General features: G+C 34.7%; 10 protein-coding genes and 1 pseudogene. 7 read left to right on the top strand and 4 right to left on the bottom strand.

The window, feature by feature from the left end:
* Nucleotides 1–174 precede the first annotated feature (174 nt).
* The 5 genes and pseudogenes from BFL47_RS03135 to BFL47_RS03155 all read left to right on the top strand — a co-directional run bounded on the left by BFL47_RS03135 (nt 175) and on the right by BFL47_RS03155 (nt 4304).
* On the top strand, nt 175–450 hold the full coding sequence (locus tag BFL47_RS03135; protein ID WP_069658332.1) for a hypothetical protein: 276 nt from the start codon (nt 175–177) through the stop codon (nt 448–450).
* A 124-nt stretch (nt 451–574) separates the two neighbouring features.
* On the top strand, nt 575–868 hold the full coding sequence (locus tag BFL47_RS03140) for a nucleotidyltransferase family protein (RefSeq protein WP_069658333.1): 294 nt from the start codon (nt 575–577) through the stop codon (nt 866–868).
* 366 nt (nt 869–1234) lie between these two features.
* Nucleotides 1235–1348: pseudogene (locus BFL47_RS20570) on the top strand (IS982 family transposase); the annotation flags it as partial.
* 284 nt (nt 1349–1632) lie between these two features.
* A complete protein-coding gene (locus BFL47_RS03150) occupies nt 1633–3105 on the top strand; it encodes a hypothetical protein (protein ID WP_139125746.1) in 1473 nt (490 codons plus the stop codon).
* A 143-nt stretch (nt 3106–3248) separates the two neighbouring features.
* A complete protein-coding gene (locus BFL47_RS03155; protein WP_083256965.1) occupies nt 3249–4304 on the top strand; it encodes a glycosyltransferase in 1056 nt (351 codons plus the stop codon).
* 115 nt (nt 4305–4419) lie between these two features.
* Here BFL47_RS03155 and BFL47_RS03160 read toward each other — a convergent pair whose 3' ends face one another.
* The 3 genes from BFL47_RS03160 to BFL47_RS03170 form a co-directional block, all read right to left on the bottom strand.
* Nucleotides 4420–5757 carry an RNA-binding domain-containing protein gene (locus BFL47_RS03160; protein ID WP_069658337.1) on the bottom strand — a complete coding sequence of 446 codons (1338 nt, stop codon included), beginning with the start codon at nt 5755–5757 and terminating at the stop codon, nt 4420–4422.
* 498 nt (nt 5758–6255) lie between these two features.
* Entirely contained in the window at nt 6256–6921 is a 666-nt protein-coding gene (locus BFL47_RS03165) for a response regulator (RefSeq protein WP_069658338.1), read from the bottom strand.
* Nucleotides 6922–6935: 14 nt separating this feature from the next.
* Nucleotides 6936–8540, bottom strand: coding sequence for a tetratricopeptide repeat-containing sensor histidine kinase (locus tag BFL47_RS03170; protein ID WP_069658339.1), 1605 nt, complete (start codon nt 8538–8540; stop codon nt 6936–6938).
* A 380-nt stretch (nt 8541–8920) separates the two neighbouring features.
* On the opposite strand from BFL47_RS03170, the gene BFL47_RS03175 reads away from it, so the two are divergent.
* Nucleotides 8921–9514: a hypothetical protein gene (locus tag BFL47_RS03175; protein ID WP_069658340.1), complete on the top strand. Its 594-nt coding sequence runs from the start codon at nt 8921–8923 to the stop codon at nt 9512–9514.
* A gap of 73 nt (nt 9515–9587) precedes the next feature.
* The gene (locus BFL47_RS03180; protein ID WP_069658341.1) at nt 9588–10388 is read left to right on the top strand and encodes a hypothetical protein; all 801 of its coding nucleotides are present in this window, start codon (nt 9588–9590) and stop codon (nt 10386–10388) included.
* A 141-nt stretch (nt 10389–10529) separates the two neighbouring features.
* On the opposite strand, the gene BFL47_RS03185 is transcribed toward BFL47_RS03180, so the two are convergent.
* Nucleotides 10530–11013, bottom strand: a 484-nt coding sequence (locus tag BFL47_RS03185) for a DinB family protein (RefSeq protein ID WP_317042925.1), incomplete at its 5' end; no start/stop codon positions are given.

An 11013-nucleotide genomic window follows, 5' to 3' on the forward strand; every position in this document is an offset into this window, starting at 1 on the left:
GATTGCTCACCTGAAAAATATCCAGTTTTCTTTAAAGCATTTGAACAGTAACTGCAGGATAACCATGTTGCTTTTAAGCTGATTCCGGATACTAAAGACATATGGGCAGTTAGATGGCGGTAACTATTATTCCTCCCTACCCACAAAGACGACTTCACAGGCCACGCCGATGGCTTGGTTAGGTTTATTAACGATGATACCGTTCCCATTAATAAATATACCAGTGAAAATACTGATTTTCAATTAGGATTACGCCCCGCTTTGTATAGTGCGGGACTTAAAACTATTGAACCACCGTACAACCCTTATGCAAATCGTACAAATGATGATGCGAGCGGTATTTACATCAATTACCTGGAAATGAACGAGCTTATGATAGTTCCAACATTTAATATCATTGAAGATGATGAAGTAATCAATCTGAAATCGTTAAACAAGGAAGTGTTCTGAATTGCATTTCCTGGAACATTAAATCAAATGGTTGATTTGCAAATAAATAAGTCTACACTTTACCGTACATAGAAGAAAACATTTGAACTTGAAATATGAGACGCCATTCGTTACATTTGTTTAAATGATTCTTTCGGAACAACATATCAGTTTTATAAAAAGCTTCTTCTCTGCTCGTCCAGTCAAGAAGGCTTATATTTTTGGTTCATACTCCAGAAATGAAGCTAACGAAAATAGCGATATAGATATTCTTGTTGAACTGGATCATACTAAACCTATTGGATTGAAGTTTTTCACTTATCAAGATGAACTTGAGCAGATCCTACAAAAGAAAGTCGACCTGGTTAGTTATGATGGCTTATCCAAATATGTAAAACCTTTCATAGATCAAGACAAAATCTTGATCTATGAAAGGTAGAGTACGTTAAACCACACCCTTTTTAATCAATCTTTACACTCTTGCCTGTATCGGCACCTCTACATTTATCTGCTGCATAATTTCATAAATTTCAATCTCAGAATTTAAAATTTCAAAACTAACCACAAATGCATAAGGTATCTCTTTCCTTAGGTCATTTTCCCATCACTTGTGGCCAATTACAGCAAAGGACAATTCAGAAGGTAATTCAAATGACTTAAGTACTACCCAGTCCTTCTGATTAGCGCTTGCTTGTCGCCTGACACCTTTAATTTTCCCCTAACTACCATTGTTCCAGATTGTCCATTTAATAGAATGTGGGTCTTCAGGTTCATCATCTTCCAGATTCCAATCTTTGATTGCCCTAAAGTAAACCGTAAGTCCAATGCAAAAGACAGCGTACGCGCTGCCTTTATCAAAGAATATATGCGTAAAAGATTTGAAACAACTAGAAGTGAATTCAAAGATCTGTTCCTTAGGCCGTTCATTAACCATGATCCATTTATTAACTGATCCTATTTGCTGTCAGTAAATTCAAATATTAGCCTACTTAATACATTCACTACGGTTTTAAGTTATATTTTAAGATTTATTATTTTTTTCTATTATGTTGTCAATTACTCCTATTATTAACCAAATAAGCTAAACCTAAACTAATTATGGACAATTCATCTTCATATGTCTATATCGTAAACATCAATGGAAGTACGATTACCGCTACTGCAAAATTAGGATCATCTTATACTACTTACACGGGATCTGATATGTATACGATTTTAAATAATATTATAACTGCTTTTGGACCAAATGGAGGCAGTGTATTTTTTTTAGCTGGATCTTATTCTTTTTCCAACTTTTTAAATATTACAGGGATTTCTAATTTTAAAATAGTCTCCAGTACCGGAGCTAAACTTACAACAGGTCTTAACAAAATATTTCTATTTAGCGGCACCTTTTCTAACTTGGAAATTGCAGGGCTCAGATTTGAATCTATCAGGTCTAATACAACAGATGATCCTGATGGTATGATTACGTTTGCAAATTTCGGCACTAGTGATATCGAAAACAATATTTATATTCATGATTGCTATTTTACCAATCCCAATACAAAAGCTAATGCAATTAAGATGGTAAGTGAAGGAGCGGCTTCAATGATTAGTAACATTCGCATCCTTTACAATCAGTTTATCAGTATTGGAAGAATGGGCATAGAGATTCAGAATCACAATTATTCTCCCGTCAAGGTTCGTATTCAAAATTTTAAGATTGACAATAACTACCTCTATGATGTAGGTACAATTCAAACGGGTGTTTCAGTAAGCTGTATATCAGTTTCAGGTACAATTACTGATGGCCAAATCAATTACAATTCTATCCGGGATATGCGAATGAATACAACTACTAATACATATTATGGGATAGAAAATGCCGGGGCAATAAGACTTAACACCATTGGCAATTTAATTAGTTCCTCAACATATGGATTTACAGGTATTCTAGCATCTGGGACCGACTCATCTCAAGTTTCTGCTGGTATACCAATTAAAAGAAGCTGGATTGTAGCAAATAATATCATTGAGCTTGCTGGAAGTATTACTGATAAAACAAAAATTCGGGAAATAGATATAAATAATATTGTTGGCTATAGCATACATGATAATATTATCGTTACAGATGGAGTTGCAATGCGTTTGACAAATGCAAGCTATGGTATTATTCATCAAAATCGCTGTAAGGTTCTTGCTGGAAATGTGCTTTATCTGCAGGGTGGTAGTACGTATAATAAAATTAATTTTAACTTGTTGGATAATTCTGGTGCGGGATCTCAAGATGGAATGATCTCTTTTAATGATTCAAATACTGTTGGAAATCGTGCTATTGGAAATAGCTGGGTGCCTCAAGCAAGCGGTAATTTCTATTTCACAAATAATAGTGGAGCAGTCAACAACACTAACAGTATATCGGGTTATTTTAAAGCAATCACTATAAATGATTACAATATTTCAGAAGGAGATGATATTTTATTTGTAAATATAAGTAGCGGAGGGCAGATTCACTTCCCAAATCCAATCGCCTATATTGGCAATGCTGGTCGTGAAATAAGTATTTATAATGAAAATACATTAAACGCCTTAACCTTACTTGATAACTTAAAACCTTCTACACCTTCTAGTATCCCAGCTAATGGATCTGCAAAAGCTAGATCTAACGGATCAGCTTGGATTATACGATTATAATTACCCTTATACCTACATTAAAGTAAAATAAGATAAGATGACCCTGACCTTAATTTAGGGGGTAACAAAAAGTGTACAACCTCAACATAATTACTGCTTTTGTAAAATGAGAATAGTATCTTCATTTTACAAAAGCAATAATTATGAAATTAATAACGATAACGTCTCGATTTTTGCCAGGAAATTTGATGGAATACTGCAATGAGCGTAAAATTGAAATTATCATACTTAATCAAGATCACTTTTCCATTGCCTCGAAATGGATTTTAATATTTAAGCTTCTTGGAGACTCATTCAAGGTATTAAGTCATCTGAAAGAATTAAGAAGAAAAAACACTATTATTTCTGTTGGTTACATAACCGTTCCGTTACTAATATATAGAAGTTTAGGCTTAATTAAAAAGAGAACTTCTATCATTTGGGAGGGTTTTTTTTTACATAACCATAGATACTTTCCAGCATTTAAAAAATTGTTTCGCTTATTTTTCTGTGAAGATGACAGCTTACTTGTTTATTCTGAATTTGAAAAAAATCTTTATTCTAATGCCTTTAATCTAAAATCTTCAAACATTCATTTTATTCCGCTGGTCTTTGAACCAAAGCCTAATGAAACCCTTCACAATCAATATACAAAGGAAGTTGACTGGAATAATATCACCTCTGATTTTTATTTTTCAGGTGGTTATAGCCATCGGGATTATGCTAGCCTTATTGAAATTTTTAGAAAGGAATCCACAAATCTCGTAATTTGTTCTTCAGAATTAAATCACGAATTGAGGAATATTAAAATGCCAGATAATGTCATTCTACTTAATGATGTGGCAAGGGAAGAATTTGCAGAATTAGTTAGACGTTCAAAAGCATGCATAGTTTTAATTAAAAGCAATTCTGGTGCGGCTGGCCAACTTTTTGCTATAGAGGTAATGTACTACAGTAAAATTATTATTGCATCTTCCACTGATATTCTTAAAGAGATGATATCGAATAGAGAAAATGGCTTCCTTGTAACCGATCCAATTTTAGAAATCCCTTTTATCATTAAGGAGATTGAAGACGAGTTAACTGATTTTGTCTTACTAAAGAAAAAGGCTAAAGACAAGGTAACCACTCTAAACAGTAAAATAAATTATAATCACCATATGAATATTGCACTGGAAAGAGCGGGGGAATATAGAAGGCCACTTGAGCTTTCGCAGTAAAAAAACCAGTGACCACCAATATTAAAGCCATAATTAAAAAACTCTTTTTCATATTTTCTCAGCGATTAAAATACGGCTCATCAACATCTCTGTACTTTGCAATTCAATATTTATTTTAAACTTTCCAATACCCCCTTGTACCTCCAACCCGAACGATGTATCCCCTTTCTTTCAAAATTTCAATATGTTTCAATACAGCAGATTCATTGATTTTCAACAACCCGGCAATAGCTCTATAACTAACACCTCGATTTGATTTAATGATTGCCAATACCTCTTGTTGCCGATCAGTTAAGTCAATTGCACCACCTATTGCACCACCCATTGCACCACCTATTGCACCACCTCCTAATTCACCAATTACATGGCCATCTACTTCATTGCTAAAAATAGGAAACGACATCCTTAAAAAATGATCTGAAAACTTAAAACATTGTTTATCATATGATTCCAAGATACGAGGAACACCAGAACCGAGTTGTTCAACCAGATCCAGATCTTTATATATCCGCATGATCTCTTTATTACGGGGCACAGAAAATCCATCAAAGAATTCTTCCTGACTTAAACCTTCTGGTAAGCTACCAGTAGATGTTATTTCAATTCTATCGTCAAAAAGCTCAAACTTTGGTGGCACCTCACTTGTGTAATCGTTATGTACAAATGCATTGATTATAGCTTCCCTTAAAGCAATAGGATCCCACAATCTAATCTCTTTTCTTTCTTTTGAAGTAATTTGAGTCAAAGTTTTATTTTCCAAATCAATTTTATCAAGAACCTGTTTTGTGGCCTTAATCAACGATTCGCCACCATAATCATTGCTTTCTATAAGATTAACCCGACTAGTTCCCTTATACTTCGCAAGTTTTATTGAAATATTATTACTGTCTGACAACAAATAAGCAACGTAGTTATATTGTTCATCTGTATTAAGTAACTCTAAGTTAGCTGCAAATTTATCGTTGAGTTTTTTACTAACCGCCTCATAATAAATTTTCAATTGTTCGAAATTCAGTTTTTGTTGATTGGACTTAATTTTACCTATAGAATTTCGGGTGCGCCTGGCAAACAAGTCCTCAATCAATCTTTGCGGCATTGGTTCTGAAGCTGATCCTACACGTACGAAGCTACCTTTTTCTGTCATGCCATATTTTTTAAGAAAATATGGTTTTTCACTGCCGCTTGCTACAATAATTTTAATAGTATTCAAATTATCGTTTTGCTCGCTTACCACATCAAATAAACCCATACATGATGGAGCAATGTTATGTTTTAAACGATCTTTTATTTTAAGCTGATCACCATCAAAATCAGCTACTCCTACTGGAATGCCCTCATTATTAATTCCAATATAAATAATTCCGCCTTCTTTATAATTCAGAAAAGCAATCACTTCCTTCTCCAAAGAGTCTGTAAGTTCTTGTTTGAATTCGATACGATTGGTTTCGGTCATTATGTTGAAGGTTTATTTAATTTCGGTTATTAGAGATTGAAACAACCTACGCCGTTCTTAGAAATAACTTGATTATGTTTCGCTTTACCTATGCGTACAAAGATAATTAGTTTAATCTATAGAGTTTTTATAAACCTTCTAGTATTATTTATTGAATACATTCCTAAACACCTCTGTTTGTATTTGTGGGATTTGATCTTTAAAGTCCATTCTGCAGGTCGCAGAATAATGGCATTTGTCGTCTGTTTATGATAAGTCTAATCCCAGTCCTGTCGTGCTAATGATATTTAAGACAAGATACCCGCATAGTAAAAGTATATTCATTGATATTTTTTCAGTTTAATGCGCCAGTAGGCCCTGTTTCTTGTTATCAAAAATAGACAGTTAGACAGTTGCATTTTTACGGAAACCCGTAAAGCAGTACAGTATTTTAAAGGGAGAAACAGCCGAATGTGTCCACGCAAAAAGACCTTTCTTTTACGTGCAGTCGCAGAATGATTAAATAATTTTTTTGTCCTTACAGTAAGCAACTAACTGCTCATTATTGAAAATATTCAATGAGGTCTTAATCGAGTTAAGACGTTTTTCAACACTGCTTAAGCCAGAGGGCTTAATATTTTTTTTCTGTAAATATGCAGGAATATTTTTTTGGGGAGTACCGTTGCACAACAGCGTAATGATCTCAATATCAAAAGCCTTGAAATCGTAAGAAATCTCTGTACTTCTTTTTCGAATTAAATCAGCCGAACGATATTTTTTATTGTTTGAAACCGCCTCTACCGCCCTTTTTAGATCTTCTGCATCATACCGGGCTTTTCGAACGTATGCATCAATAGATAAGTAATCAAAAAGTTCGTCCACAACGTTGATGTTATTTTCGAGGGAGAAAACAATAACTTTCAAATCAGGCTGTAAAGCCTTTGCTGCCATGATCAGCTCCTTACCCCCATTTATCCGCTGTATGTTTTTATCTTCTTCAAAGGATAGATCCGTGATCATTAAATCAAAAGGCTCTCCTTGATTGATTGCTATCTTTACGAGCTTTAGTGCTTCATCACAATAAGATCGGAACTCTCTCTGAGCTATACCGAGATCTTCCAGGGTTTTACGCACAGAAATATTAGTGTGTTCGTGATCTTCTGCTATGAGTACTTTTTTGAACATTGGTGTATGATCTTTTAGGAAAAAGGAAACGAAAGATTAATCATAAGTCCTTTTTCATTTATATTATCAAATGTAATAGTCCCAAGTATACTTTTAATACGGTTTTCCGTATTCGCTAATCCATTTTTCTTTGCAGCATCTTTCATCCCGACGCCATTATCTGAATATAGAATGCTTACCGTGGAGTCACTCTTTTGAAATTTTATAACCACAGTTTCCGCATAACTATGCTTTCTCATATTGGTCATCAGCTCTTGCATAATCAGAAGAAGCTCTGTCTTTGAGGCATTACCAATCTCTATCCACAATTCCTCTTCATTTCCGACTAACAGCACTTCGGTGATTTCAGAAGAATATGATTGGAGCATTTTCGAAAGTTGTTCTGCATAATTATCGGCACTGATAACCTCTTCATTTTCATAAGAAATATCCCTCGATATATTATAAATCACTTCAAGTTTGTCCAGCAAGCCGTCTCTATCAACCTGCGGACTGTTTTCTACTTCAGACATGACATGATAAACCTTATTAGCAACCCTGTCATGAATTTTCTTTACATACTTAAGCTTCGTATTTTTTACTTCCAGTTCCTGTTCCTGCTGTAATATCTTCTTCCGCTTTTTATACCAGATATAGCCCACTATCAGGATTGCAATCAAAATAGCCAGAATGAAATTCTGTATCAGGATGTTATTTCTCCTATGAATGTTTTCCGCCTGGGCGTTCAGAAAATCGGCTTTATGTTTTTCTGTTTGGTACCGAATGAGCGCGAATTGATTTTTAGCTTTGCCACGTGCATTCTGGATGCTATCATTCACACTTTTGTACCTTTCAAAATATTGTTTAGTTTCTTGCACAGGGCTTAATCTGACGAGTTTCTGAAGTGCTATCAACTGGTCATCAGCACTGTTTAGTTCTTTAGCAACCCGATAACTCAGCTTGGCGTAAAGCAAAGCAGAGTCGGGCATTTTCTCAAAATAGTATTCAGAGAGATGCAGGAAGCTTGAATTTTGCCCCCAAAGATCTTTTTCGTTCTGACGAATGCGTAATGCTATCAAATAACCAGTCAATGGATTATAGCTGGGATTAAGACGCCATTTGTTATAAGAGATATTCGTTAGTGCTCTTGCATATTCTTTTTTATTCTTGCTGGCTTCCATTAAAATGATCTTGTATACGCTGATAGCAGCCCTATGATCACCAAGCAACTGATAGCTTGTGGCCATGTTATTCCGATAAACACGTGTGTCTAAAGAATCCCTGGAGAATCTGATTGCTGAGTTATAGAATCCCAAAGCATGTTCAGCATCCCCCAATTTCTGTGTTGCAATACCAAGATTATTGTAATTTGACCGAATAAATACATATTGGTCTTCGTTTTTTACGTCAAAGTAAGAAATAGCATTTAATGAAATCTCCTGTGAGCCGAAATAATCGCCCTTATCATTGGAAATAATTGCCATATTAACCAGACATTTCCCTGCACCCAGACTATCTTTTTGCTGCAAAAATAAATCTTTAGCCTTAATAAAATAAAAGAAGGAACTGTCAATCATGCCTTTTTCACGGTACGTGAACGCCTGGTCATAATAAAAGTTATCATTTTTCTTTTCCCTCATCACGTGTTCTGTACAAGAAAGAAAAAAAAGAACAACCAGAGAAAGCAGGTGGAGATATTTCAAGCGTTTTTTTTACCAAATTAAAATTAATTTGTCGCTTAGCTTGATTAATCGCTGTCTATTCCTTGAAACATGATTTTAATCACAAATCCAAGAATTGATGAAGGACACCGTGATGGTCTCTTCATCGGTCCAATCAGCAGAATAATTGATAAAAGTCAGACAACAGCACATGTGGATTTATTTCAAAGCGATAGGATTAAACACATACAAACTTAATATTTCAAGTAAAAACCTCTGATTTGCATTTAGTAGCTTTGGCATACAAATACTATAACTTCAAATCATACAAATCATTCCTAAAACCCTATCCACTTTAAATGAAACATCTAACTATCATCGCTTTAATCTTTATAACAAGACTTTCTTACGGCCAAAACTATAAGGCACTTAACGAATATCAAAACAACATCATCATCCCAGCAGGGAAAGCTATGTTTTATGGGAATTTCGTTCAGCGGTTAGGTTTATCTAGCGGTGACTTTCCTCAAGAAATTCGATTAATTAATGATGACACCATGGAAATATTCACTTTCAATGTAAAGCCCACATTCAAAACAGCAAAGGAAAACACTTTCTCGTATATCATATCCCCCGGCAATTACACAATTCTACATTATTGGTGGATACAAAGTAAGTGGTACGGCGCTAAATTTTTCACCGAACCCATTTATAAAGGGAATGGCTCAAAGGAAATTTTAGCAGACAAATTAAGGTTCGAAGAACTTAATGAAAGTGACCTAGACAAGTATGAATTTACTATAACTGCCAATTCTTTGAATTATTTAGGGACATGGCATTTTGATACTGAAATTGTCTCATTCACTGATGATAAAGTTAATTTTGACAATAAAATAAAAGATAAATTTAAAAGTCTTGATCTATTAAAGGCCCTAACAGTTCTGCCTGATTAAAACGCTAACGCACCTCCACCAGAAAACGACGACCTACTAACTTGACAACAAAAAACAATATAATCAAATCTTAATGAGAATAATACCCCTGATCCTACTCTTGATTTTTACCCTTTCAACTGCCCATGCCGCAAAGAAAGCAATTGTCAAAGCCAATATTTTAAGAGGTGAAAGCTTCGTGACAGCAAATACAAGTTCAGAAGATATAGAGCGCATCATAAAAATGGCGTTAGATCAAAAAGGATTTCAAGTAATAGATGAAATTGATTCTGATAAAGACCTGTTTTATGTGGATGTATTCGTATATCAGTATCCAGCTGACTTTCCGACAATTTCAATGACCATAAGAACCAAAGATGGTATCCATTTCATAGATAAGGAAATTGTAAAACTATATGCAGATAGAAATTCAGCAAACCTAAAATTAGCTTCTAAATTAGCAGAAAGATTACCCTCTGATATTGACACAAACAGATTTTATGAACCAACTTTTAATGACTTATTGAGTGCTAATCGAATAAGCATGATCGGTTTAACATCAAATGCAATAACAAAAAGCTATCGAAGTAACTATTCTTCAAAAATTAATTGGTTCGACAATGAGATCCCGAAATTCATTATTCCAAACGAATTCGATATCTATATGGCCTATTCTTCAAACTATCAAGGCATTAGAAAACAGTTGAAAGGAAAAGAAATAAAGCTTAAGCTTAAGATAAATCAAAAAGCAAGATTCGAACTTATTGATATTGGTTCACCAGTTATTTTAACCGAAAAGCAGAAAATCAGACTCAAAGAATTCATTGATAGCTTCCCCCTTTGGATTAATAAAAACCCAATTGAAAATGTAGAAATGTTAATAGGTATTGAATAAGAATAAATTCAGATGCATAACCTATGTTTCCCATGTCAACAGCGAAAATTGTAATTTACTATCAAACAATATTGTATTTTATTAACGAACAGTTCTTACTCCCAATCCTACTGTCTTAACTGATCCTAATCTTCTTTTACATCATAAATATCGTTCATGAAGGATAGCGATATGGTGAATCAGGTGCCCTGCAATCATTAAGCGAAGCCGGTGTGCACTGATTTCCTTTCCTGAAGCAATTCCTGTTTTGGATAGTTCCTCTTCATTGAGGGAACGGAACAAATAAAGGTGCGATTTCCTCATTAAACTAAACTCCTCTGCAAAGCTAAGTAGACTCCTGTCATGGAAATGTGCGCGAAGAACATACTCATCCTCATCAAAACCCGGGAGTGCGCTTTGCTCTCCGCGGATGATCACCGTTAAGCGGTAAACAAGAATTCGCTCTGTATCAATAATATGCCCGGCCATTTCTTTAACGGTCCATTTTCCAGCTGCGTAGGCATAATCAGCCTTATGGGCAATAGAGCTTAAAAACTCAGGAAATTCCGTTGCCTGTCGTTCCATGACTTCAAGAACGTCACCTGTAACAAGAGCAGTGTGCCTTGAAATGTTCACGACCGAATAT

Source organism: Arcticibacter eurypsychrophilus, from assembly GCF_001730525.1.
In the GTDB taxonomy this organism is placed as follows: domain Bacteria; phylum Bacteroidota; class Bacteroidia; order Sphingobacteriales; family Sphingobacteriaceae; genus Arcticibacter; species Arcticibacter eurypsychrophilus.